We start from the raw sequence: 25,677 nt of genomic DNA, 5'->3' as shown, positions 1-25,677 counted from the left end.
AAGACCATGTCCGAGTTTCATGATCCGTCGAATGTCCTCAATCCGGAGCACGCTGATCATCAGATCATCACGCCGGCCACCTATGGGATGGTCTTTGCAACGCTACTGATCTTTACCGGAGTCACGGTGGGAGCGGCTTATATAGATCTCGGGATCTTTAATCCCGTCGTCGCGCTGGCTATTGCATGCTTCAAGGCTGTGGTCGTGATCCTGTTCTTCATGCACGTCAAGTATCAGTCCAATCTGATCAAGTTGACGGTGGCCGCTGGATTTTTTACTTTCATCGTTCTGATCACGATGACCATGAGCGACTATATTAGCCGCGCATGGGGTCTTTGGTAGTGGTCAAGTCTAGTTTCACAGGGATGCGACCTGCGGGTCGCATTTTTGTTGCGGTCAAACCTGCACTGAGAGCGGATCGTACACTTTTAACATGGCGATCGCGCGATCCGCATCCCCGGAAGAGCTCATTGAGTGGTCGAACGATCCTCGCGTAACAGTCCGGCGGGAGGGAGCGCCGGATCCGACTGGCAAGTGCGTTGTGTACTGGATGCAGCGGGCACAGCGCGGCATCGATAATCATGCGGTTGATCTTGCGGCTAAAGTCGCGAATCTGCTTGGCCTTTCGCTCGTGGTGTATTTTGCAGGTATCTCTAACTTTCCCCATGCCAATCTGCGGCACTATGTCTTTCTCAACCAGGGTCTGCCTGACATTGAGGCGGACCTTGCAGCTAGGAACATCACGTTCATTATGCGACGGGCACCGCGTGAATCGCATGAACAACTGCTGGTCGATGTTCGCGCAGCCTTCTTGATCGGTGATGAAAATCCTACACGTGTGCCAGAGCAATGGCGCAAGCGGCTGGCTTCGCGGATAAGGATTCCGTTCTGGACAGTAGATACCGATGTGGTGGTTCCTTCGAAGCTGATGGAGAAGGCCCAGTACGGTGCTTACACGATTCGGCCTCGACTGTATCGCCTGCTGCCGGAATATCTTGTTCCTTACGAGAATCTGCACGCTGACCATTCGTGGAAGCGGCCGAAAGGATTCCATGCCGACTCGGTTCATCAGGATATGACTCGCGACTGGAAGGAGCTTGACCGCAGCGTGCTACCAGTCGAGGCCTGGAAGGGAGGGACGCGTGCTGCGCTTCAACGGCTAAAGTACTTTTCAGGGAAACTTCTGGAAAGCTATGACGCACAACGAAATCGTCCCGAGATCGATGGAACCTCCTGCATGTCGCCTTACCTCCATTACGGACATATCGGCCCGATCACGATCGCGCTTGCAGTTGACGCAGTGACGAAAAGGCAACCCACGTTGAAGACTGCACGTGACAGCTACTTCAATGAGTTGATTGTGTGGAGGGAACTCGCTGTCAATTTCGTCCGATACACGCCGAACTATGACTCGCCTGACTGTGCTGAGGACTGGGCGAAGAAGACTATCGCTGACCACGCACGTGATGAGCGAGAACATTTGTATACGCTTCGCCAGCTGGAAAACGCGGACACTCATGATGATTTATGGAATGCCGCACAGATTCAGATGGTGAGATTCGGGTGGATGCACAACTATTTAAGGATGTACTGGGCGAAGAAGATTGTGGAGTGGACCCCTAACGTTGCTACGGCAATGAAGTACTCGATCCACCTCAACGATAAATATTTTTTGGATGGCCGCGACCCAAATGGTTACGCGGGTATTGCATGGGCAATCCTAGGAAAGTTCGATCGTGCCTGGGGAGCACGGCCCATCTTCGGCAAGATTCGCTACATGTCGGGAGCGTCCACTGGTAGAAAGTTCGACTCGAGAGAATACATCCGGCAGATGGGAGTTCTGCCCCAGCAAGGCTCGCTGGCGCTTTAGATGTTTAGGCTAGCCTATGTGGGGCTGGGCGGCATACTCAGTCGCGTCTCTTTAGGGCGTCCTGAAAAAACCTACAACCATGGTGAGATTGTGGCGTGGTTGCAGGGGGTGTTAGATTCTAAAAACAGTCGACGATTGGCTGATTGCGGCCTACATCGGTCGATGGGGTAAGCTTTGAAGAGTGGCCGTAGAGCCTCGTACAATTTGGAACGGCGAACATGATGAGAGATTTCTCATCCCGTTCCGGCACTGTCTGTCGTATCTTCTCCCGCTCCAGCGTTGACTCCTCCGACGTCAGCTTGCAGCATCAGTGTTAGCTGTTTTTCCTTTGCTGATCGCAAGCTATGGGCCTGGTCGTATTCTCACAACACGAGCGTCTCGCAGCTCTGCTCCGCCACGGCGTGCGGTGCGCGTTTTTTGCTCTGTTGTTTTTCCTCGAGCTCGCCGCACCCGTCCTTGCCTCTGGTCAATTGCCCTCGGCACCGACAACTTCACAGCAAGAAGGCAGAGTGCCTTCCGCCGCTTCCGTTTCGCCACACACGATTCGTTCCCGGCGTTTCCTGAGTGGTCGAACTCTGGCCGGAGCAGTTCCGGCTGCACGAGCCATGGACACCGCTCGTCAGGAGCATGCGGCGATGCTGGTGCAACAGGCGGCTTCTTTGCCTCAACTGTCGAGCTTGAGTGCGCCGTGGCAGGCAGTGGGGCCAAATCAGGTTGACAGCATCGCCTATGGCAACGTGACCGGCCGAGTCACGGCGATTGCGGTCGATCCAGCAGATGCAAGCGGCAATACAGTCTATTTGGGAACAACTGGTGGCGGCGTTTGGAAGTCGACCAATGCGGCAGGTCCATCGGCCAGTGTCACCTTCGTCCCTCTGACTGACACCCTGCCTGTCTTCAGCGCGAATGCGGGAACCGCGGCCATACCATCGCTCAGCATAGGTGCGATCAGCGTTCAACCCGGGGTGATCCTGGCCGGGACAGGAGATCCTAACGACGCTTCCGATTCTTTTTACGGCAGCGGCCTCTTGCGATCTGCCGACAACGGGGTGACGTGGACACTTATTCAGAATTCGCAGGATGGTACTTCAGGAAAGCATCTTTTCAGTGGGCTCGGCTTTGCAGGATTTGCATGGAGTACGGTGACGCCGGGTACTGTCGTCGCCGCCGTGTCGCAGGCGGCGGAGGGGGTTCTGGTCAACGCGCCGGACGCGATCAACAGCGTGATGGGTCTCTATTATTCGACTGATGCTGGTATGACTTGGCAGATGTCTACCCTTATGGACGGCACCCAAACTGTGCAAACCCCCAAGCCCACCGGCGGAGATCTTGGGGGCAGAGCAGCAACAGCCGTAGTTTGGAATCCTGTTCGTCAACGCTTCTACGCTGCAGTCCGCTATCACGGGTACTACGAGTCAGCGGACGGTGTGACCTGGACGCGTCTGGCGAATCAGCCAGGACTGGGTCTCACTACGACGGCGTGTCCGCCGGATCCAGGGTCGATCGGCAGTACGACATGTCCCATCTTTAGGGGGGCACTGGCGGTGCAACCAGAGACAGGCGACACGTTTGCGTTGACGGTTGATCAGAACAATCGCGATCAAGGATTGTGGCAGGATGTGTGTGGCCTGTCTGGCGCTGATTGCAGCAGCAGTACGATCATCTTCGGCCAACAGTTGCCATCGTCCGCGCTGGAGGTCGGCAGTGGCAGTACCGTCATACCGCAGGCAGATTATAATCTTGCGCTCGCCGCTGAGCCGTCGGGACCAACCGGCTCGAACCAAGACTCGATTTTGTATATTGGGACAACCGATCTTTATCGCTGCTCGCTTGCAGCTGGGTGCGTACTGCGGAACACCACGAACGCGATCAACGGATGTGCGGCTCCTGCGCAGGTTGCGCCAGCTCAGCATGCGGTTGCCGCGTTGGCGACCGCGTTGCAACCACTTGTGTACCTAGGCAACGATGGTGGCGTTTGGCGATCGAATGACGGCGTCGACGAACAAGGAACTCCGTGCTCTACCGATGACGCAACTCATTTTCAAAACCTTAACGGCGGGCTGGGCTCGCTGGCAGAGGTCATCAGCTTTGCTCAGCATCCTACCGACGCCGGTACGGTGGTTGTTGGACTGGGCGCGAATGGTACTGCCGCCACGTCTTCTGCAACTGTCAACGCTAGCTCGTGGCCGCAGCTTTCCACCGGTGAAGGCGGCACGGTCGGGATCGACCAGGCGAATCCATCGCTCTGGTATGTCTCTACTGGTGCTGGTGTGAATATTCGGCAGTGCTCTAGTGGAGCTGGTTGTACTGCCGCGGACTTCACGGGAACGCCGACGATTGGTCCTTCGCAAGTAGATCATGATGACTCCGTGATCGATGCTCCCTGGTTGCTCGACCCCACGCTTCCTTCCAACATTCTTGTCGGAACCTGCCGTGTGTGGCGTGGCCCTGCGGGCGATGGGTCAACCTGGTCTTCGTCGAATGCGATCAGCAATCTTCTGTCGGGCCCTCAAGGGGCATCGTGCGCCGCGACTAACCCGGTGCTACGATCTCTGGCTGCAGGGGGAGTTCTCACTAATATCTCGGGGGTGCAGGATGCGGGCTCGCCAGTGCTTTACGCAGGAATGGCGGGGGTGCTGGATGGCGGTGGAGTCGTTGGCGGTCATGTTTACTCCATCACCACGGCGGGGACTGCGAACAATACGACAGCCTGGACGGATCTTGCCACCTCTCCTGTCACAAATGGTCAAGGAATCGGATTTAACTCCGCGGGCTTTGATCTCTCTTCGCTAGCGGTAGATTCTCACGATGCTAGTGGGGCGACCATTTACGCGACAGTAATGGGTTTCGGCGCAAATGGGATTGATCTGCCGCATCTGTATCGCTCCACCGACGGCGGAGCGCATTGGAGCAACATCAGCAGCAACCTGCCGGATGCGCCGGCCAACAGTGTCATCGTTGATCCGAATGATGCCAATACACTCTATGTAGCGATGGATACGGGAGTGTACGTTACGACAGAGGTTACGACCTGTGCCACTGCGAATTGCTGGAGCGTCTATGGTATCAACTTGCCGAATGCTCCTGTCGTCGAACTTGCGGCTGCGCCCGCTATGGCCACTGGCGATGGTCGCGTCGGTGAGCTGCGCGCTGCAACTTATGGTCGTGGAATATGGCAGATCCCCTTGGTTACGGCAGCTATCGCAGCACAACCTTCGATTAGCCTCAATCCTGCGGCGCTTACTTACAGTGTGCAGTCGATTGGCACTGCGAGCCCTATACAAACTATTACGGTTACAGATACGGGCCTTGCCCCGCTAACAATCAGTTTGGTGGCAGTCACAGGCGATTTCAATGAAACTGATAACTGTGTGGCTGCAACGGTTGCCATCAACCAGAGCTGCGCGATTCAGGTGAGATTTCTGCCTACTGCGACCGGTAGTCGCAGCGGTATTCTCACTGTCTACGGCAACGTTGCCGGCGGACAGGCGACGGCGACACTTTCGGGTACCGGGTCGGCTGCGGCGGCTATCGTTCTTGATCCTGTAGTGCTCGCGTTTCCTTCGACACCTCTCAATGCGACTAGCGCAGTTCAAAACATCACAATTTCCAACACAAGCAATGCCGCTGTGAGGTTGCAGTCACCGACCATATCCGGCGGAGACTTCAGAATTACGGTTAACACCTGTGGCCCGAGTCTCGGACCCGGGGTCGGATGCACAGTTGGTATTGCTTTTACGCCCACCGCCTCTGGAACGCGCAGCGGAACCTTCAGCATGGTCGATGACGCTGGCACGCAGACTGCCTCTCTGAGCGGAGTGGGGACATCTCCGGCGACAGACGCGCTTTCTCCGTTGACGCTGACGTTTGGAACGCAACAGGTTGATACTGCAAGCCAAGCGCAGCAGGTCACTCTGTCCAATACCGGCGATCTGCCGCTGACGCTGATCGCGGCCCAGATCACAAGCGGAGATTTTACCGTGGTCAATTCGTGTGGAAATTCGCTGAACCCGCACTCTACGTGCTCGATGAACGTGGCGTTTGCGCCTAAGGATGTTGGTCCGCTGAGTGGCGTGCTTGCAGTTTCAGACCAATATCGAACTCAGACCGTCGCCCTGAACGGTATCGGTATTGCTCCACCCGGTGTGTCACTTGCCCCGTTCTCGACGGTCGTGTTTCCCCCAACTGGCGTCGGCCTTCAGTCTCCGTCAAAGACCGTGACACTGACTAATAACGTTGGTGTTCCGCTCTCGATACAAGGCATTTCGATTAAGGGGGACTTCGTGATTCTTCCGAATGGTAGTACCTGCGGTGCAACTGTCGCGGCATACACCGCGTGCATTTTGCAAGTCGCGTTTGCGCCCAGTGTCGGTGGACCCGGTTCGGGATCTCTGACGGTGACAGATAGCGCCGGCAATTCGCCACAAACACTTTCACTTACGGGCGCTGGTGTCGACTTCACACTGACTACAAATGGAATTACCAGCGTTACTATTAAGAGTGGCCAGAACGCAGTATTTCCACTCCTGCTTAGTTCGAACTCAAACGTCTCTGGAACGGTCACGTTCGCTTGCACCGGAATGCCGGGTAACTCGACCTGCAATGTAACGCCGTCGAGTATCCCGCTCGGAAGCATTTCTACTGTCTCCGTGACCGTGTTGACCGGTGTCTCGGCAACTTCGTCGTCCAATCATCCTTTGCCGAATCGGAAGGGCGTCTTCTGGTTCGCGACCTTGTCTCCGTTGGGCTTGCTGACGTTGCGTCGAGCACGGCGCTCCGGTGTGGCGAGTCTTGCTGTTTTGTGTTTGCTGCTGGCGGCTAGCGGTTGCGGCGCGGGACGCGAGATTCCTCTGTCGAGTGGATCGAATCCCGGTACGCCGTCAGGCCCAGTGACAACGGCTGGGACATATACAGTGGTCGCAGCGGCTACGAGTGCCGGCTTGACTCGAAGTGTCAATCTCACGTTGATCGTTCAATAAATGCTAGCGCATCGACAGGCGGATCCTTCATGCTGACAGTCCCGCACTTACTCCGGAAGCCCATGCCCATTGAAAGTTGTATCCACCCAGCCATCCGGTTACGTCGACGATCTCGCCAATAAAATAAAGACCTGCCACCTTACGGCTTTGCATTGTCTTTGCATCCAGCTCCGTAGTGTCAACGCCTCCTACTGTGACCTCAGCTTTGGCGTAGCCTTCGGTTCCTGCTGGCGTAAGGTGCCACGCATGGAGCTGTTGTTCCATCATGGTCAGAGACGCATTCGTCCAGTCATCGGGGGGATAGATAGAAATCCATCGTTCGGCCATACGCGCTGGCAATACCGTGCGGATGGCGTTGATTGCTGCTGCGGTATCTCTTCTTGCGTTTCGCAAGAGGAGTGGGGCCATCACATGTACATCTGGCGCGAGATCAAGAGATACCGATTCGCTGGGGTGCCAGTAGGAAGATGCCTGCAGGATCGCGGGACCGCTCAGCCCGCGGTGTGTGACCAGCATCTTCTCGCGAAAGCTTCCTCGTTGTGAACGCGCTCCCGCTTCTGCCACGACCTCGGCCGAAACGCCAGCAAGGTCGCACCATTGTTCGCGATCTTTCGCGTTCAAGACAAGGGGGACCAGGCCTGGCCGGCATTCAACGATGCGCAGGCCGAATTGTTCGGCCAAAGTATAGCCGAGGCCGGTTGCGCCCATCTTCGGGATGGAGAGGCCACCGGTGGCGACAACTACGGACTCGGACTGGAATACTGTGTCGGCTGTGTGGACCTGGAACTGCTCGCTGCGGTTGACGGAGATGATGTTGGCTCCAACGACTGTGCGGACACTGGCCTCTGCGCACTCTCGTTCCAACATCGCGATTATGTCGTGGGCGGAGCGATCGCAGAAGAGTTGTCCGAGGGTCTTCTCGTGATAGCGGATGCCGTGTTTTTCGACCAATGCGATTATGTCGGAGGGAGTAAATCGGGCTAGCGCAGATTTTGCGAAGTGGGGATTTTCTGAGAGGAAATTTTCTGCGCGGCAGTGAATGTTCGTGAAGTTGCAGCGGCCTCCGCCGGAGATGAGGATTTTTTTTCCGACGCGCTCGGCGTGATCGAGCAGGACCACCCGGCGACCGCGCTTTCCGGCTTCAATGGCGCACATCATTCCGGCTGCGCCTGCGCCTAGTATTGCGACATCAACCTTCTGCACGTGCGATTTGTTTGTCATTCCTCTTTATAGGGAGTTTCTCTGATCGCGTGGTTTGAATTGATCTGTCTTTGTGGCCAGGCTTTACGAACGGCGATTTTGGATTTGGCTTCGTCGCTTTTTACCCCACCCGGCATATGAGGCACTTGAGGTAGCTGGTCTCGGGGAGGGTCAGGATGGCGGGGTGGTCGGGGGCGGCACCCCGGGTCTCGAGGAGCTGGACTCGGCGGCCGGTGTCGGATGCGGCGGCGGAGACGACGTCGGTGAACTCCTGCAGGGGGACGTGGTGGGAGCAGGAGCAGGTGATGAGGGTTCCGCCGGGGCGGAGCATCTTCATGGCGCGGAGGTTGAGCTCCTTGTAGCCGCGCATGGCGCCTTCTGCGGCGCGCTTGGACTTGGCGAAGGCGGGTGGGTCGAGGACGATGGTGTCGTATTGCTGGCCGGTGGATTCGTACTCGCGGAGGAGCTCGAAGGCGTCGGCTTCTATCCACTCGACCTTGGCCGGAAGTTCGGGGTTGAGCTCGCGGTTGCGATCGGCTACTTCGAGGGCGCTGCGGCTGGCGTCGACTCCGGTTACGTGGCGGCAGTTCTGGGCCATGTGGAGGGCGAAGCCACCTTGATAGGTGCAGATGTCGAGCGCTTTGCCAGTTGCGTAGCGGGCGGCAGCGGCGTAGTTGAGGCGCTGGTCGAGGAAGGCTCCCGTCTTCTGGCCGGAGCCTGCGTCGAAGTGAAAACGAAGGCCGTTGATGGTGAAGATGGTGGTGAGTTGTGGTGATTCGGTGGTGTTTTGGTGGAGTGGGCCTGGTGCTGGGTGGGCGAGTTGTTCGAGTTCGCGGATCTTTGGGTCGGGGCGCTCCCAGAGGGTGATGCCCCCGGTGTCGGGACGGAGGTGTTCGCGGAGGACTTCGGTGAGTACTTGTCGGACGTCGTCCTGGGCGGTGCCCTGGGTAAGGAGTTGGAGGATGACGAGGTCGTTGTAGCGGTCGGCGACGATGCCGGGGAGTCCGTCGGCCTCGGAGAAGATGAGTCGGCAGGCGTCGTCTTCCATGGACTCGGGGGCTACTTCGTCCCGGAGTGCGAGGGCGGCGAGGACTCGTTCGCGTACCTGGTCGAGGTAGGCGGCGCGGGGGAGTGCGACTTCGTTTGAGACGATTCTTACTGCGATCTGCGAGGCTGCGCTGTAGAGGCCGGTGCCCAGGGGGATGCCTCGGCTATCCATGACCGTGATGAGGGCTCCGGGCTCGAGGTCGGTGGCTCCGATTGGGGGGACCAGAGACTCTATGTCCGAGCGATAGACCCACAGGTGTCCGGCTCGGAGGCGGTCTGCGGCGCGCCGGGTGATCGCTGCGGCTGGTCCGTGCGGCTGGGCCGCTACGACTCGCGGGGCCCGATCTTCTTCTTTTCTAGACATCTTTCCATGGTCGCATAGCGTTTGTGCCTGCTGACCCCCTCCCCCTTCCCTTTGGGGGGTATTTTGTATGGAAGTCGTTTTGTTTCAGGTGTTTGGCGGGTATGGTGTCTGTAGAATATTCATTCTAAGTGGGTTGCGTGCAAAATACTTATAATGAGTGAGTTACGGGACCACTAGGGAAGGCCCCTGGTTAGCCAGGGGCCTTTTATTTCTCTGCTTCCAGTATAGCGGTTGGAGACTAACTGATACGCCACGCGAATGTGCTGGATTGACGCGGGGATTTGCGGTTTTGGGGCTTGACAGGTTTGGCGGTCGGGGTCTGAGTTGGCTGCCAAAGGCGGAATCGCGACTGAGCCTGGCAACGGCGGTTCGCGCTTTGCGCGAATGCCCACATCTCAAAATCGAGATATGGGGCACCCGGCCAGTTGAAGAACGTTCCTGTGTTCAGTAACTGGCACGACTATTCATAGCCCGGCGTAGACCAACCTGACAAAATGAGCGGGGTCGATCACACCCACCCCCCATTTCTCATCGAAGGTAGCTGAAGGTTTCGCGGCAATGACTTCGTCGAGCGATTTACCCTGTCGTTTCAGTGCGGCCACGTTGTCTCGTACCGTTACCAACATGTCGCGAAACTCAATCAGCTGTGCGCGCGTTCCCACGGGACCATGGCCGGGAATCACAATAGTTTTGTCAGTGGTGCGTTCGATTGCCATGTCGGCCCATTTGATGGCGTCATTGATGTTGCCACCATCTTGATTGTCAATAAATGGGTAGTTCCCATTCCAGAAGGTATCACCGAGAGCCAACACGTCGGCTTTTTCAAAATAGACCCAGACGTCTCCATCTGTATGACCAGGACCGTTGTGCTTTACATCGATCGTGTCCCCGGCAAAGATGAATGTTGTGCTGTCATCTACGAGTATTGTGGGGCGCGCACCAGCCTGTACGGGGGGCATGGTCCAGTTCCAATCGTCGACGTGAGTTGCCTGGGACAAGTGCTTCAGTGTGTTCCGGTGCGCAACGATCGTTGCGCCAGACTGATGCATCCATCCATTACCGTCAGTGTGGTCCCAATGCCAATGAGTATTGACCACATATACGACCGGAGCGGGGCTAATCGCGTTGAGTGCGGACTTTACTTTGGCTTCCGATACGCTGATTCCAGCGTCGACCAAAAATTTCCCACGGTCGCCAGACAAGACGATGATGTTGGCACCCGAACCCATCAATACGCTGATATTTCCACGTAATGGTTGCGTGACGATGTCTCCTTCTGCTCTGCGTAAATAACGAGCCCCGGCACCGGTGTGAAAGTAATCGTGTGGCGTGACAACTGATGACTGCTCAACCGAAGTGGGTGGAACTTGAGAGACTGCAAGTGGGGCAGAGAAGATCATCCCGATTGCCACGTAGACAATTTTCGAGAACGAACGAGTGTGCAAAGTCATTTCCTTCTTCGGGTGCTTTGTGATGGTATTCATCTCAATTCCTCTTTCTAAGCACTGCATGCTAGCTCAGCTTAGCCCAGGCAATCACCTAATGCCACGACATGGATACGTCAATTTAGGACATCGTTTGCAAGGAGAAATTGCGGGGGTGCGAGCGGCTTTTGCGCAACGGACGGATCTCGCAAAGCCGGGGTTTGCCCGCCTGCCCCGCAAGTCCCAAGAATGTTCCGGCAGCCGGTTTGCCTTCGTGATCGCTCTGCAACTCAAGGTCTCAACTGTTGCCAACAGGCCGATGCACTTATTGAGCTTGGACTAGGCGCGAAGATTAGTCCTCATAAACGCGCATCTCGTCACTTGTCCGAGAAGTCGGCTAAGGATTGGTCTACTCGGTGCGGAGGGCTTGCATGGGTCCTATGGAGGCGGTTCTTCTTGCGGGGGACTGCGGCTAGTGTGAGCATGATTGCGGCTAGAAGGACTGCTCCGGCTGGGGTGAGGGGATCGGATGCGGTGACGCCGTAGAGCTGGCTACGGGAGAGTCGGGCTAGCAGGACGATGGCGGATACGGCGAGCTTTTTCTTAACCTACCTCCCAGCTTTCAGCCCTCTGCGAAATGACGCGGAGAGGTGAGCGAAGAAACCAAATACAAAAGCGGAATATAGGGATTCTTCGCTTCGTTCAGAATGACGACAATAACAGGCAACTGCAACGACAACGACAACCGCAGATCCCCTCCAGGGATGACAACCAAAAATGCAACAGCAACAGCAACAGCAACAGCGACAGCAACTGCAACTGCAACTGCAACTGCAACTGCAACTGCAACTGCAACTGCAACTGCAACACTGTCGGTCTACTCTGTGCGGAGGGCTTGCATTGGTTGCCTCAGTAGGACACAGGTCAATGAGTCAGCATTGACGGAAGGTCCCACGCTGTGCGGGATATGCTTTTCTCTGCGTGACGTCGCAATGAGGGCGCTCCCTTGCTGTTCGCTGTCTTTGGCAACTGGTTCAACTGCGGCTTAGGGGCGACCCTAGTGTCGGGCCGCGTCCGCTGTGGCACGCCTGCCTGACGCGCGGCCGACTGAGGAAACGGCGTTGCGGCGGGCAGGGGCAGGCTGCTCAAATCCAGAAATGACACTCCTGTAGGAGTGATCACGCCGATCGTATCCTTGTCGTCTGTCGTCAGCAGCGCGTCGTATACACCATTCAAGCCTCCGGACACCTGCACACGAAATAACAAGCGGCCCGTATTCCTCGAAAGGATGTCGATGCCATCCGTCAGCGGCTGAAACAGCAGGCTGCCGTCACTATTCAACTTTTGTCCAATCACTGCTTCAGGCAGCCACGTCTCCCACTCCACATAGGCGGGGACGTTTTCCGGGTTGAGGTTGCTGTCCGTTACGCAGTCGTCAATAACGACCGTGCTGCCATCGGCCGAGATCGCGAGATCCTGCTGCCCGCCGTCATTGCTGCCTACACTGTTGGCTGAGGAGAACGTATCTGTCGCTGTGTCCACTGTGAATGTGGCACCTTCTACTTCGCCGTATACTCGGCTTCCATCGGGGCTCAGCACCAGATGGTCATATTTGTCGACCGCACCGCCGCTGGACACGCTGCCGAAGGAGCTGATGGTTCCAGTTGCGGGATCGAGCTTCCATAGTGCTGATACGCCTGTGCCTCCAATATCATTCGTCGTCATGTATACCTTGCCCGAATCCAGTACGACTACGCCCGCCGGGGCTTCCAGCGTTTGGGCGAAATCGCCTGGCGGCATCGGGTAACGCTTTACTGCTGACGGTTCGCCTGGATTCAGCGTGAAGATCGCCTGGCCGCCATAGTCCGCCACGGCAAGATAGTTTCCGCTGGGCGACTCCGCCAATCCGAGAAGGGTGCTAGCCGAAGTTGTTCCAGGCAGGGTGATCGGCGCTAGCCACTTGCCCTGACTTCTGCTAAGCACCTGGATGCTATTTGTGTCGGTGAAGAAGTAAAGATCGCGCCCCGGATCGTAAATACCCTGCTGGAGAGTACTGTCCAAGGGAAAGGCCTGCGCCGCTGCTGTGTAGTGAAATCCACTCTTGATGGTTGTGGTCCCCGAAGGCGCTGTGAGTGTGAGGTCGGCTGGACCAGCGACGCCAGGGGGCACGGTAAATACGAGGGCTTCGACCGGAAACGGGTACGGAGATATGGGAGCAGAGTTGTAAAGAGTCTGCACAGTCGCTGCGTGGTTGCCGATGCTCACTTGCAGACCGCTTATGCTGTTTCCTAATCCGTAACCGATCAGCGCTCCTGTTTGTCCGCCATCCGCCGTGGCTCCGTTTGGCACTACTTCCAGCACAACAGGTCCATAGCTAAGAGCCTCGGGCGAGATGGCGATCGTGCCATCGGAAAAGGTCGCAGTCAGGTCGACAGCCATGCCGGAAGACGCGCCGGGAACTGTCGCGCTGATTTTTCCGGAACTATCCATGGACGCTCCGGTGACGAGGCTATTGCCAACAAAGAACTGCGAGAGGCCAGTATTTTCCTCGGGCACCGTGATCGTCGTTCCGCCTGACAACAGGCTGGTGTTCGGGGTAGCAAAGTCAGGAAAAAATCCTTTATCCAGGACCTTAGGCATCGGTGCCGATGCATCGGCGAATCCGACACCGTGGCCGATTGGCCCTGCGATGAGTCCCGTCTCATCGATTGCGGCTGGAACCATCCAGCTTTGGCCGTCATTCACCATGGGGTGTGCCAGTGAAACGGTCGGCTGTAGGGTCGAAGTGTCGTAACCAACAATCCCTCCGACCGACTGATCTGCAAGGTAAAGGGTCTTGCCATCCAGGCTCATGACCGCGCCGCCCGCCGCATCCGGAAGGTCATCACTATCATCGGCCAGGATGGTAGCCACAACCTGAAGTGTTTGTGCGTTGAACTCTATGACGCCATCGAGGTTTGTCGTCAGAAAGAACTTCGTCCCATCTGACGTGGGGATGATCTGCCGCATAAAGGTTACTGTCTGCTGAGGAAAAGACGCATACGTACCCTTCTTTGCGACCGGATCGTAAGAGCACAGCGGATAAGTCTCGTTTTCATCGACGGTAGTATTTAGAACCAGCTTGCGATCGCCGCTTAGCGCGAACCCGCCATTGGTGTAAGGGCAAACGCCTTGACCGTCTGTGCCGCTATCCATTGCGTTGGTCGCGGGGTCCCACACGGAGATGGTGCCGAAACCATCGACACCCAGCATGCCCCCGGCGGCTCCCTGTAGTGCCAAGCGGCCATCCGACAACACCAGTGCAGTTGTCGCCGCAAAGCCACCGGGTCCGATCGACGATGACGTGTAGCGCTTGTTCAGTGTGAGAGTGTTCGTGTCGATGTTGTATAGATCGCCGAGCAGTGTGCCAGCCCACAGGCTGCCGTCAATAGGGGAGATATCTAACCCCCACGCGGTCGGAATGCTGATGCTGGCCTTCTGGATCTCCTGCGTGGCATCGAAAACGTCGATCTCATTCAGGTAAGGATTGCTCACAAAGAACTGCCGGTGCGCGGCGTCGTACACCGTGAATTGCGGTGGCGCATACTCCAGGCTGTTTGGGTTGTAGAAGGAGTTTATTCGCAGGTATCTTGTGCGCGAGGAGGCGTGTGCAGCAGTCACCTGAGGACCACTGCTTCCACCACTGCCAGACCCTGAACCGCCGCCAGACCCGCCGCCGCCAGACCCGCCGCCACCAGATCCGCCGCTACCAGATCCGCCGCCACCGCTTCCACTCGTCTGATTGCCAGCTGAACCACAGCCGATCTGCATGAGAAGGATAACAAGGACCATTGGACACAGCACAACCCGAAGCACAGCAGAGCGGGAGAGAGGGGGCATGCCGCATCATAAACCAGCATTATGTAACACCCGCAGGCAATATTGCGGGGAGGGCTGCGCGGAGTGCGGCTTCGTTTGAGACGATTCTTACTGCGATCTGCGAGGCTGCGCTGTAGAGGCCGGTGCCCAGGAGGATGCCTCGGCTATCCAGTACCGTTATGAGGGCTCCGGGCTCGAGGTCGGTGGCTCCGATTGGGGGGACCAGAGACTCTATGTCCGAGCGATAGACCCACAGGTGTCCGGCTCGGAGGCGGTCTGCGGCGCGCCGGGTGATCGCTGCGGCTGGTCCGTGCGGCTGGGCCGCTACGACTCGCGGGGCCCGATCTTCTTCTTTTTTAGGCATCTTTCCATGGTCGCTTAGCGTTTATGCCCGGTGACCCCTCCCCCTCCCCTTCGGAGGTATTTTGTACGGAAGTTGTTTTGTTTCAATTGTTTGGCGAGGGGTGGTGTCTGTGAATATGATTCTAAGTTGGTTGCGTACAAAATACTTAGAATGAATGAGTTACGGGATCATAGGAAAGGCCCCTAGCTTAGTCAGGGGCCTTTTTATTTCTCCACTTCGAGTATAGCGGTTGGAGGGTAACTCATACGCCACGCGAATGTGCTGGTTTGACGCGGTGATTCGCGATTTTGGGGCTTGACCGAACTGACCAAGGAATTAAATCAAGGCATCGAGCATCACTTTCCGGAAGCCGACTTCTCGTTACTAATCTCCGTCGATGAGCGCATTGGCGATGTAGCGCCAAATGACGAAAGTGCGCCGGAATTAAGATTCCACCTCCCGCGAAGTTCAAATCTGCCGCTTAGCTAGCTTGAAGTGCTTTCGCGCCCGGGTTAGGCTGTCGTGCGCTAAAAACGAATACTTGCCGCATTCTGCGCCTACAGGCAAGATGTTGGGGTGAAAGAACTGGCTTCTGGAACACTGCTCGGGCACTACAAGATCGTCCGCAGGTTAGGCCAGGGCGGTATGGGCGTGGTCTACGAGGCGGTCGACCAGAAGCTTGGCCGCCATGTCGCCATCAAGCTCCTCGCACATGCTGCTGACGCATCCGCCATCCGCGACGGCGACCCTGCGCTGGAGCGTTTCTGGCGCGAGGCCCGCGCTGCTTCTTCGCTGAATCATCCCGGCATCTGCATCATCCATGAACTCGATGAGACCGCGGCGCCACCGTTCCTGGTTTTGGAGCTGCTTGAAGGCAGCAGCCTGGAAAAACTCTATCGCGGCCACGCCATGCCTTACCCGAAGCTGGTCGCGATGGGCATACAGCTGGCCGACGCGCTGGACGCCGCTCATCACAAGGGAATTTTGCACCGCGACCTTAAGCCGGCGAACATTTTCATCACTAGCTCGGGGCAGGCCAAGCTCCTTGATTTCGGCTTGGCGAAACTCGATGAGGCCCGCGGTGGCTCCGACGCTTCGACCGTGGTAATCTCGCTCACCGATTCCGGTTCGACACTCGGCACCGTTGCCTACATGTCCCCCGAACAGGCGCGCGGCGATCCCCTGGACCTACGCAGCGACCTCTTTTCGCTCGGAGTTGTTCTCTACGAAATGGCGACCGGGCAGCGCCCATTCAGCGGGTCCACGACGGCTGTGGTCTTCGATGGCATTCTGAACCACCCTCCGCCGCCACCAACTTCGCTCAATGCGGAACTCCCCGCAGAGTTTGAAAACATTTTGAATAAAACGTTGGAGAAAGACCGAGAGCTTCGCTGCCAGTCTGCCGCCGAGCTTCGCGCCGACCTGAAGCGCCTGCAACGCAACAGCAGCTCCGGTAGTGTAGCGATACCTGCTGCTCCCGCGGCTACCCGTCCGGCTTCCCCTCCACAGACCCAAACTTCGCAGAACCCGCAAGAGTCGAACGCTGGCGGCATCGCCGCGCCTGCCGCGGGCGGGAGGCGAAGAGCCACTATCGCGTTGGCAGTGTTGGCCGTTCTCGGGATTGCCGGATTTGTGGGGTGGCGCTTCTGGCCGCGTTCCCGGCCCTTCGCCGCCGTCTCCGTTGAACAGATCACCAATATCGGGACCATCGAAAGAATCGCTCTCTCAGCCGACGGACGCTTTCTGGCCGAAGTGAAAAACGAAAAAGGGCAGCGCACATTGTGGGTGAGAAATACAGCGACCAACACTGAGACACAGATACCGGGCGCATTTGGACATGGCTTCCTTGGACTCACCTTCTCGCCGGATGGCAATCATCTCTACTTCACCCGTTTAAATCCGGAGAACGAAATGGCGAATGATCTTTACGTGATGCCCGTCTTTGGCGGGACGCCGAGGCAGCTGATCTTTAACGTCGACAGCCCGGCAAGCTTTGAGCCCAATGGCAACAGGATTAGTTACCTCAGATGGTGGCCCGAGAGGAAGGACGAATTCGCGGAGATCCATATCGCCGATAAAGATGGCGGCAATGACCAAGTGCTTTATTCGACTCCGGAGAAAGCGCTGGCGCCGGTGTGGTCTCCGGATGGAAGGCGGATCGCATGGCTACAGGCGGAAGCAGGGACGACGAGGTTAGAGCTGAAAGTGATAGAGATATCTTCCAAGAAACTTACGACTGTGGCGCCGCCAGCGGGGATCTCCTGGGTGGACCCCGGTCTCGCCTACATAACGCTTGCCTGGATGCCCGACAGCATTCATCTGCTGACGCTTTATCACAAGCAGCACAGCGACCGCGCGCAGATTGGCGTCATCACGGAGTCATCTGGAGAATTCCATTCGGTGACCAACGATGTAAATTCGTACAGCGAGTTGGCGGTCTCCGGCAACGGACGCAGCCTCGCCACGGTGCTGACCAATGTCGATTCGAACGTCGCTCTGTATGGACCCGATCGCGGTGAACCGCTCTCGACGTTCCCGTTGAGGATTACGCCGAATGCCATTGCCTGGGCCACGGAGGATCGTCTGCTCTATATAGTTCAAGGTTCGAGTATCGGAACCATCGATCGAGCGACGGGGAGCGTGCAGAGCTTCGATACTGGCGAGATCACCCCCGGAGACTTCATCGCCTCCTGCACCGACGGACACATTTTGTTCACCGGATTCCCGAAGGGCGGTAACGAGGCGCGTCTTTTCCGCATGAAAGCGGACGGAGGAGAGATCGCTCAACTCACGAGCAGCGGATTCGCGCGATCTCCCAGTTGTTCCGCCGACAGTCAGAAGGCGTATTTCAGTATTGGAAGCGACGTCAGCGTTGCCTTGTGGAGCGTCCCTATCTCCGGAGGCGAGCCGAAGCAGCTGATTCCAGCGGTAAATTACGCCGAAGCGTCGGTATCGCACGATGGAACACAGGCAGCTCTTTTCGCGCTTCGGCAAGAAAAAGTTTGCGTCATTATCACTGAGCTGAGCTCCGGGCGAATGCAAGTACCCTTCTTCCTCGATCAGAGCCTAGTGAACCTTTCCAAGTTTTCGCCAGACGGCCGGGCCATCGTAAACGACGCACTCCGGAGTGGCGGGATTACTTTGTTGTATCAGCCCCTGGATGGCTCTACGCCCTATGTGCTCTTCAACCCGGTGCCTGAGACGATCAACGACTTTGACTGGTCTCCTTCCGCCAGGGAGCTGGCGGTGGCACGTTTCAAGACTAGCTCCGACGTGGTGCTAATCATCGACCAGGCTGGCAAGGAAACGCGTTAGAAGCTTGCTTAACGATTCTGCGACAGGATCGTCTGGTCCTTGGAGTCTGGACTACTGGCAGAGTCGATTCTCAATTGTTGCCAACAGGCCAAGTCACTCATCGAGCTCAGTCTTCCAATGATTATTCTCAATAACCGCGTTTAGCTGCAGTTTGGGACTCACAACGCCGCAAGGGGCTCGTAACGAATGTCTCAGGTCCACAACGTAACGCGTGTCCCGGTACACTGACCCTCTGATGACGAGACTACTCGGTGCGGAGGGCTTGCATGGGTTCGATGGAGGCGGCTCTTCTTGCGGGGAGGACTGCGGCTAGTGTGACCATGACTGCGGCTAGAAGGACTGCTCCGGCGAGGGTGAGGGGATCGGATGCGGTTACGCCGTAGAGCTGGCTGCGGAAGAGTCGGGCGAGCAGGACGATGGAGGGGAGGGCTAGCACGATGGCGATTGCTGCGATGAGGAACATCTCGCGGACTATGAGCATGACGACGCCGCTGCGTTGCGATCCCAGGGCGAGGCGCACGCCGATCTCGCGGGTGCGCTGTTCGGTGGAATAGGCGAGTACGCCGTAGAGTCCGACGGCTGCGAGTACGATCGCGAGTGCAGAGAAGCCGACGGCGAGGAGAGCGAGAGCCCTTTCGTCGGCGGCGCTGCGGTCTACCTGTTCGTCCATCGTTCGCAGCTCGGCGACCACGAGGGTGGGGTCGACGCCGTGGATGGTTGAGCGTATCGCGGTCTCGATCATCTCGGGAGACTGGCTGGTGCGGGCATAGATCGTGACACTGGATGGATGCGGATTCTGCGGATAGGGGCGATAGACTGCCATTCCCATGTCGGTGCGTAGATTCTGGTGTTTGACGTCACCTACAACTCCGACGATGGTGGTGTCGGGTGGGGTTGGGGTATCTCCTCCTTCGGAGACCATGCGGCCGAGCGCGTTTTGAGCGGAGCCGAAGAATCGCTTTGCGAAGGTAAGGTTGACGACGGCTACTTTGGGAGCATCGTGCGAATCCGCGGCGGTGAACTCTCTTCCGACGAGCAGTGGTTGCTTGATTGTGGCGAAGTAACCGGCGGTGATCCAGGGAGCTTCGAAGTCTGTCTTTTCTTCCTCTGTTGTTTTATGGCCCTCTACGGAGAAGCCGCTGAAGTGGGAGTCTCCGGTGAGCTCGGCATCGTTGGTTGCGGCGACGGAGAGGACGCCGGGAATGTGCTGCACGGCATCGAGCGCGCTGGTCAACATGGGGACCATGCGGTCCTGTCCGTAGCCGGAGTCTGCGGGATCGAAGCTGAAGGTGGCGAGATGGCTGGTGTCGAAACCTACCTGCTGGTGGCGGAGGTTGTTGAGTGTTCTGACGAACAGGCCCGCGCCGCCGAGCAAGAGCACGCTGAGAGCGATTTGCACGCCGACTGCGACTTTGCGGAATCGCTGCGAGTTTTTGGATGCGGTTCCGGCACTTTGGCGGAGGGCGTTGGCGAGGTCGGGGCGGAGGAAGTGAAAGACTGGCGCCATGCTGAAGAGCAGGCTTGCGACTACGGCTACAGACAGGGTGAAGAGGAGCACGCGGGCGTCGATGGCGGTGGAGTAGGGCTCTTCGCCGGGATTGGCGCTGGTGAGAAGACGTACGAGGGTGTTGGTGACTAGGGGAGCCATTAGCAAGCCGGCTACGGCGCCGGCTATACCGAGGAGTCCGCCTTCGAGGAGAAGCTGCGAGACGATTCGGCTCTGCTTTGCGCCGAGTGCGTAGCGCATGGACATCTCGCGGGCTCGGCTAGAGGCTTTGAGGAGGAGGAGGGTGGCTACGTTGATGGCGCACATCGCGACGAGCAGCCCGGCCATGCACATGAGGATGACGAGGGGTGTCTTCAGCTCCATGCGCTCGGGGGCGAAGCCAGTGGAGTCGTCGAGAACTTTGAGGGACGTGTCGTCGAGGTAGCGTTTTTTGAAGTGCTCGGTTCTGTTCTTGTAGAGCGACAGCTCGTACGCGCGCAGAGAGTGCCATAGAGGTGCGAGTGAGGCCTGGGCTTGCGTGGGAGTGACTCCTGGCTTGAGGCGGCCGACGAGTGTGAGCCAGATGGCCTGGTGATTGTTGAGGTTGTCGCGGGGGACGGCGCTGGGCAGAACTGTGTCGACCATGCTGATGGGGAGGAAGGCGCCGGGCTTGTAGCCTCCGATGGCGGATTGGAAGTTGGCGGGAGCGACACCGAGGATGGTGAAGGGATGGCCTTCGATGAGGATGGTCTGGCCGATGACGTCGGGGGATGCGGTGAAGCGGGTCTTCCAGTAGTCGTAGCTGAGGACGACGACTGGATTGGCGTTCTTCGCGGTGTCGTTCTGCGCGGTCATGAGCTGTCCGAGGGCGGGCTTGAGACCGAGGAGGTCGAAGTAGTTTCCGCTGACGAGCTCGGCGTCTTTGTCTTCTGCCTGGTTGTGCCAGGAGATGCCGGTGTTGATTCGGACTGCCGCGAGCATGCCGGAGAAGACTTGATTCTGATCGCGGAGATCTTTGTACATGGGGTAGGAGAAGTAGTTGTTGAGATCGCCACCGAAGCTGCTGGCCGAACCGGAGAAGCCGCCATGCCACTCGAAGCGTACGAGCTCTTTGGGATGCTGGACGGGAAGCATGCGGAGGAGAACCTGGTCGAAGAGGGTGAAGACGGCCGCGTTGGCGCCGATGCCCAAGGCTAGGGTGAGGATGACGGTCAGGGCGAAGCCGGGAGACTTGCGGAGTTGGCGAAGGGCGAAGCGTAGATTCTGAAGAAAGGTCTGCATAAGGTCTCCGGGCGCATGGCTGGGCATGTAGGGTGTCGCAGGTTTTTGGCCAAATGGGGTGCGCTGGAAGAGCTTTATTTTGTGTAGATCGGGATGAGGGGACGGCGGTTTGGGTGGAGATCTGTCCGAAAACGAAAATCTTCGTTCGCAAGTGAACAGTTTGGGGGCCTGAGGAAGGGTCTGTGAGGAGCTTTGGGGGATTGGTTAGATGGTGTATCGGTCGAAGCTTGATTGGGCTTCGTTGACGAGAGTTTGCATCGAGTCGTGTAGGGCTTTGAAGTCGGGGTGTTTGCGGAGTGGGCTGAACCACGGATCGGAAGTGAGGGTTTGTGGTGCGCAGACGAAGCCGGACTGGGCCGCCTGCTTTAGTGCTGTGATTGCCAGCTCAGGTTTTTTTAGCCGAGAGTAGTGGCGTGCGAAGTAGAGGAGGATTTCAGGCTCGCGCGTTATGTTGGCGGATTTCATGAGGTTGATTGCTTCGTCTATTTTGTTTTCGAGAAGAGCTAAGAGAGAACTCATCAGGGCAATCATCAGCGGGGAGAGCGGCATCTTGTCGAGACGTTCGCGTAAGAGGGAGATTGCACGTTTTCGATTGCCTAGAGCGGCCCAGGCTGCGGCGTCTAAGTAGTACGCGGCGCGTCCGCTGTAGGTTTCGATTGCAGAGGCGTACTCGCCGGAGAGGAAGAGAGTGTGAGCAACACTGGTGATGACGGCTGGATCTAAGCGGACGGCGCGACGGTGCGCTTCGATCGACTGCGAGAGCATTCCGCCGAAGCGCAAGACATGGACGAGACTCGCGAACGACTCGGGTTCGGTGGGATTTTGTTTGAGACGTTCGAGGAGTCGAACCATTGCCTCGGCTGCGTGGCCTGTGTCTACCTGGACGAAGGTATAGAACTGGTGGGCGGAGGCGAGGTCTGGGTCGAGCGTAAATGCTCGCTGGAAGGCTGCTTGGGCCAGTTCAAGATTTGTCGATGAGTTGTCGCTGAACTTTTCGAGAAACCAGCAGCATCTGCCTAGCCCGGCCCATGCGGGTGCGAAGGTGGGATCTTCGGCGAGGCAGATCCAGTAGAGGTCGCGCGCGAGGATCATCGAGTCGAGAGAGCGTTGGGCGGTTAGCTCTTTCGCGCGTGCGAATTTTTCGTAGGCGGCTGGTGCTACGCCGGGCTCTCCGGTCACGGGGAGTTCGAAGCGGTATCCGTGTTTCGAGACTGTTCGGATGGCGTCGCGGCCAACGATCTTTCTGAGGCTGACGATGGTGTTAGTTAGGTTTGCCTCGCTGACGTGCACGGAGGGCCAGAGCGTTTGGATCAACTCTTGTTTGCTGACGAGATGTTCGGCTTTGCGAACGAGGCAGAGGAGAGCGTCGAACGCTTTGGGTTGGAGCGGAATTGAGACGGCGGTTTTTTTGAGGAGACGTTCGTTGGGGTGGAGTTCAAAGTCGCCAAATCGATAGGCGGAGTTGGGCGAGCTTTGATTTTTCTTTGAAAATCCCTGTGTCATACGTTGGCTGATCTGTTTGGAAACAAGCCTACACTGCTTGCGAGTCAGAAGGCAGGAGGAGATCAATGATGCGTTTATTTACTGAGGTAGCTGGCGTGCGTGGTGGCAGGTTTTTAGGCGGAGGCCGGAAGAGTTTCGGCTTATTTGTTGCCTTAGTGTTTGCGGTATGTGTTTTTGGCGGCGGAGCTGAGGAGGTTGTTGGGCAGACAGCGGCGGCCGCATCCGACCAGGGATCGCAACAGGCCGTCGCTTTGCGGGATGGGAAGAATGACTTCGATTTCAACCTGGGTGTCTGGCATACGCATATACGACGTGTGCTCGATCCGTTTTCGGGGTCGGATAAGTCGATGGAACTCGATGGGACGGTGACGGTTCGGAAGGTCTGGGATGGCCGCGGGCAACTGGAGGAGATTGAAGCTGACGGGCCGAAGGGACATTGGGAAGGGCTGACGATGTTTCTTTACAACCCCCAGGCTCATCAGTGGACGCAGTCGTTTATCGACAGCCAAGCGGGCGTGCTGACTACTCCATTGGTGGGGTCGTTCAAGGATGGCCGGGGCGAACTCTATTCGCAGGAGACCTTTCGTGACAAGACTGTTCTGATTCGGGGAACGTGGTCCGACATAAAGCCAGACTCTCATCACTTCGAAGAGGATTTTTCGAATGATGGCGGAAAGACCTGGGTACCTGCTTTTATTGGGGAGTTGACGCGCGAGAAACAGTCGGGTGAGGCGGGAGCTTCCTTGACACATGTAAGCATGGCGCGCGTCGATGCATCCAGCGGACAACGCGATTTTGACTTCGATTTAGGCACGTGGAAGACGCACTCGACTCGGTTGCTACATCCGCTGACGGGCTCTACGACCTGGGTGGAGATGGACGGCGCGACGGTGGTTAAGAAGGTCTGGGGAGGCAAGGCTAATCTGGCGGAGTATGAGGCAGATGGTCCTGCGGGGCACGTGGAACTGTTGTCGCTGCGATGGTTTAATCCAACGACGCATGAGTGGAATCTGGATTTCGCGACGCCGAGTGTGGGCACGCTGGGTATTCCGGGTGTTGGAGGATTCAAAGATGGTCGCGGCGATTTCTATGACTATGAAGAGATCAACGGGCGGTCGGTGCTGGTGCGATTTTCTATCTGGAAGACCTCGCAGGATACGGCCCAATCGGAGCAGGCGTTTTCAGAGGATGGCGGAAAGACCTGGGAGGTTAATTGGATCAATAAATACACGCGCTGAGGAGTGAGGCGAAGCTGTTCGAAGCCATCTCACTGGATGACACATAGTGAGATGGCCGTCGGGTGGGTTATGGATTTGCGGGTACTGATGATGCGGGGTTTCCGGCGTGCTGTTGGCCGAGATTGGCGTCTACGGTTCCGATGCGGCCGGTGAAGCTGACTCGCACGACGAAGCGAACGCGGACTGCCTTGGGGTCGGGGTCGACGTTGTAGGCGAGATCGACGCCGCGTTCAATTCTTCCAGTGGGTGGCACGGTGGTTGGAGCGCTGGCGTGAATCAGTTTGGCAACACTCTTGAGCACCTTGCCCTTGCGGTCGAAGGTGGTAACGGCGAGAACTAAGTCGGAGTGACGCGGTTCGGTGTCGGTGGCGGGCGACCAGTAGGTTCCGCTCGAAGCAACGTGGATGATGAAGCGGTTGGGGTCGGTGGGTGAGGGTTCGAGGGTGACGGGAACGCCGTCGTAGACCATGGTGCTCGTGTCGGCGGAGATGATGTCCGTCATGAGGCGGCGCGAGGGGTTCACGGGGTCGACGCGGCCGGGACCACGTTGGAGGTAGTAGCCCTGGCGGGTGTAGACGGTAAGGCCGGGGCGATCGATGGTGATCTTGATGTTGCGGAACTTCGAGGGGTCGAGCGAGGTGTTTTCAGGCCGGTAGGTGAGGCTGTAGAAGCTGGCGCCGTCTCGGATGGAGGTGCCGATCTCGGCGTCAACGTCATTTCGTCCGTAGAGAGTGCGACCGCCGGTGGCTTTTGCGAGGATATTGAATTGATATTCGCCACCGAAGGGGTCGTCGCGTCCGGCGATGCGGCCGTAGGCTTGAGGTTCAATTTGAACACCGGCTGGGTCGATGGTGTAGAGGGTGACGCGGGCGTCGCGGAGGATGTTCACGCAGTCCTGCACGGCGTTGTTGACGAGGTTTACTGTGTCGACTGGGACGCCCTCCCAGCGGACAGAGGGAAAGCCGCGACCGATCCAGATCATATTTTTGTGGCCGGGATGGCCGATGACGGCTTCGGCGACGCGGCGGAGGGTGAGGAAGGCTAGATTGATGCGGTCGGCGCGCCATTGACCCTGCTGGGCCTGCCAGGGGTAGGCGGCGAAGTGATGATCGAGAGCGGCGATGATGTCGTCTTTGTTCTGGGTGTAGTCGTGGACGACGGTGAAGTGTTGGAGGTCGACGGCGAGGAGCATGGTGGGGGTGTCGAGCTTGCCGGGCTGGCGGTTGAGGAATTTTTTGAGGGAGTAGCGGGCGAATGCCATGTCCTCGAAGCGGGTGTTGAACTCGTCGAGGAGGATGATGTTGACGGGGGCGTTGGGGGCGAGGCGGTCGAGCTCTTCGGTGGAGTTGATGGTGAGCTCGGGGTTAAGGGTGTGAGCGGCGGGGGCGTCGAAGTTGAGGATCTTCTCGGGTTCGTTGGCCTCGGTGACGTGGAAGTCGTCACGCTTGAGATCGGTGACGATGTTGCCTTTGGCGTCGGTGACGACCATGTCGAGGATGACGAGGCGGGCGTTGCGGCGGATGGTGTAGACGCCGTTGGCGTCTTTGGTGGGCTGCGATGCGGCGGGCGGAGGATTGGTCGGGGGTTGGGTTTGGGTCCGCGGATCTTGGGTTGCAGCTGGGGCCGGTGATGGCTGTTGCGCAGGGACGGAGTGAGAAAGGCCGGCGGCGAGAGCGAAGAGGAACAGCGCGTGGAGGAGCGGAAGTTTGATGGGACCCTCGGGTTTGGTAGTGCAGACACGGTATATCAAGCGGTGTTACGGTCTTCGA

The 25,677-nt window shown here is 57.7% G+C and carries 13 protein-coding genes; 5 read left to right on the top strand and 8 right to left on the bottom strand.

Going from position 1 to position 25,677, the window contains the following annotated elements:
• Nucleotides 1–6 precede the first annotated feature (6 nt).
• The 3 genes from HDF14_RS24775 to HDF14_RS24765 all read left to right on the top strand — a co-directional run bounded on the left by HDF14_RS24775 (nt 7) and on the right by HDF14_RS24765 (nt 6,849).
• The gene (locus tag HDF14_RS24775) at nt 7–342 is read left to right on the top strand and encodes a cytochrome C oxidase subunit IV family protein (RefSeq protein WP_183981436.1); all 336 of its coding nucleotides are present in this window, start codon (nt 7–9) and stop codon (nt 340–342) included.
• Nucleotides 343–433: 91 nt separating this feature from the next.
• Complete coding sequence (locus HDF14_RS24770) at nt 434–1,870, top strand: deoxyribodipyrimidine photo-lyase (protein WP_183981435.1); 1,437 nt, start codon at nt 434–436, stop codon at nt 1,868–1,870.
• Between the two features lie 605 nt (nt 1,871–2,475).
• Nucleotides 2,476–6,849, top strand: coding sequence for a choice-of-anchor D domain-containing protein (locus tag HDF14_RS24765; RefSeq protein WP_260698570.1), 4,374 nt, complete (start codon nt 2,476–2,478; stop codon nt 6,847–6,849).
• Nucleotides 6,850–6,876: 27 nt separating this feature from the next.
• Here HDF14_RS24765 and HDF14_RS24760 read toward each other — a convergent pair whose 3' ends face one another.
• The 5 genes from HDF14_RS24760 to HDF14_RS24740 form a co-directional block, all read right to left on the bottom strand.
• Complete coding sequence (locus tag HDF14_RS24760) at nt 6,877–8,070, bottom strand: NAD(P)/FAD-dependent oxidoreductase (RefSeq protein WP_183981433.1); 1,194 nt, start codon at nt 8,068–8,070, stop codon at nt 6,877–6,879.
• A gap of 100 nt (nt 8,071–8,170) precedes the next feature.
• Nucleotides 8,171–9,460: a class I SAM-dependent rRNA methyltransferase gene (locus HDF14_RS24755; RefSeq protein WP_183981432.1), complete on the bottom strand. Its 1,290-nt coding sequence runs from the start codon at nt 9,458–9,460 to the stop codon at nt 8,171–8,173.
• A gap of 464 nt (nt 9,461–9,924) precedes the next feature.
• Nucleotides 9,925–10,944, bottom strand: coding sequence for an MBL fold metallo-hydrolase (locus HDF14_RS24750; RefSeq protein WP_183981431.1), 1,020 nt, complete (start codon nt 10,942–10,944; stop codon nt 9,925–9,927).
• An 864-nt stretch (nt 10,945–11,808) separates the two neighbouring features.
• Nucleotides 11,809–14,763, bottom strand: a complete 2,955-nt coding sequence (locus tag HDF14_RS24745) for a YncE family protein (RefSeq protein ID WP_183981430.1) — start codon at nt 14,761–14,763, stop codon at nt 11,809–11,811.
• A gap of 19 nt (nt 14,764–14,782) precedes the next feature.
• On the bottom strand, nt 14,783–15,106 hold the full coding sequence (locus tag HDF14_RS24740) for a hypothetical protein (protein ID WP_183981429.1): 324 nt from the start codon (nt 15,104–15,106) through the stop codon (nt 14,783–14,785).
• 555 nt (nt 15,107–15,661) lie between these two features.
• Between HDF14_RS24740 and HDF14_RS24735 the strand changes: the two genes are divergently transcribed.
• The gene (locus HDF14_RS24735; RefSeq protein WP_183981428.1) at nt 15,662–18,400 is read left to right on the top strand and encodes a protein kinase domain-containing protein; all 2,739 of its coding nucleotides are present in this window, start codon (nt 15,662–15,664) and stop codon (nt 18,398–18,400) included.
• A gap of 244 nt (nt 18,401–18,644) precedes the next feature.
• On the opposite strand, the gene HDF14_RS24730 is transcribed toward HDF14_RS24735, so the two are convergent.
• Together HDF14_RS24730 and HDF14_RS24725 are read right to left on the bottom strand one after the other, a co-directional pair.
• Nucleotides 18,645–21,167, bottom strand: coding sequence for an ABC transporter permease (locus HDF14_RS24730; protein WP_260698569.1), 2,523 nt, complete (start codon nt 21,165–21,167; stop codon nt 18,645–18,647).
• Nucleotides 21,168–21,371: 204 nt separating this feature from the next.
• Complete coding sequence (locus HDF14_RS24725) at nt 21,372–22,670, bottom strand: winged helix-turn-helix domain-containing protein (RefSeq protein WP_183981426.1); 1,299 nt, start codon at nt 22,668–22,670, stop codon at nt 21,372–21,374.
• Nucleotides 22,671–22,735: 65 nt separating this feature from the next.
• On the opposite strand from HDF14_RS24725, the gene HDF14_RS26995 reads away from it, so the two are divergent.
• Nucleotides 22,736–23,908, top strand: coding sequence for a DUF1579 family protein (locus HDF14_RS26995; RefSeq protein ID WP_183981425.1), 1,173 nt, complete (start codon nt 22,736–22,738; stop codon nt 23,906–23,908).
• 67 nt (nt 23,909–23,975) lie between these two features.
• On the opposite strand, the gene HDF14_RS24715 is transcribed toward HDF14_RS26995, so the two are convergent.
• Nucleotides 23,976–25,658, bottom strand: coding sequence for a VWA domain-containing protein (locus tag HDF14_RS24715; RefSeq protein ID WP_183981424.1), 1,683 nt, complete (start codon nt 25,656–25,658; stop codon nt 23,976–23,978).
• Between the last annotated feature and the right edge of the window lie 19 nt (nt 25,659–25,677).

Origin of the sequence: Tunturiibacter gelidiferens (genome assembly GCF_014201335.1) — a bacterium.
GTDB classification, from domain to species: domain Bacteria; phylum Acidobacteriota; class Terriglobia; order Terriglobales; family Acidobacteriaceae; genus Edaphobacter; species Edaphobacter lichenicola_E.
This window is presented reverse-complemented; position numbering and strand designations above follow the sequence as displayed.

Bases quoted from the DNA above. Each gene is read 5' to 3' on its own strand.
- HDF14_RS24775 (WP_183981436.1), top strand. From the start codon at position 7: ATGTCCGAGTTTCATGATCCGTCGAATGTCCTCAATCCGGAGCACGCT.
- HDF14_RS24770 (WP_183981435.1), top strand. From the start codon at position 434: ATGGCGATCGCGCGATCCGCATCCCCGGAAGAGCTCATTGAGTGGTCG.
- HDF14_RS24765 (WP_260698570.1), top strand. From the start codon at position 2,476: ATGGACACCGCTCGTCAGGAGCATGCGGCGATGCTGGTGCAACAGGCG.
- HDF14_RS24760 (WP_183981433.1), bottom strand. From the start codon at position 8,070: ATGACAAACAAATCGCACGTGCAGAAGGTTGATGTCGCAATACTAGGC.
- HDF14_RS24755 (WP_183981432.1), bottom strand. From the start codon at position 9,460: ATGTCTAGAAAAGAAGAAGATCGGGCCCCGCGAGTCGTAGCGGCCCAG.
- HDF14_RS24750 (WP_183981431.1), bottom strand. From the start codon at position 10,944: ATGAATACCATCACAAAGCACCCGAAGAAGGAAATGACTTTGCACACT.
- HDF14_RS24745 (WP_183981430.1), bottom strand. From the start codon at position 14,763: ATGCCCCCTCTCTCCCGCTCTGCTGTGCTTCGGGTTGTGCTGTGTCCA.
- HDF14_RS24740 (WP_183981429.1), bottom strand. From the start codon at position 15,106: ATGCCTAAAAAAGAAGAAGATCGGGCCCCGCGAGTCGTAGCGGCCCAG.
- HDF14_RS24730 (WP_260698569.1), bottom strand. From the start codon at position 21,167: ATGCAGACCTTTCTTCAGAATCTACGCTTCGCCCTTCGCCAACTCCGC.
- HDF14_RS24725 (WP_183981426.1), bottom strand. From the start codon at position 22,670: ATGACACAGGGATTTTCAAAGAAAAATCAAAGCTCGCCCAACTCCGCC.
- HDF14_RS26995 (WP_183981425.1), top strand. From the start codon at position 22,736: ATGATGCGTTTATTTACTGAGGTAGCTGGCGTGCGTGGTGGCAGGTTT.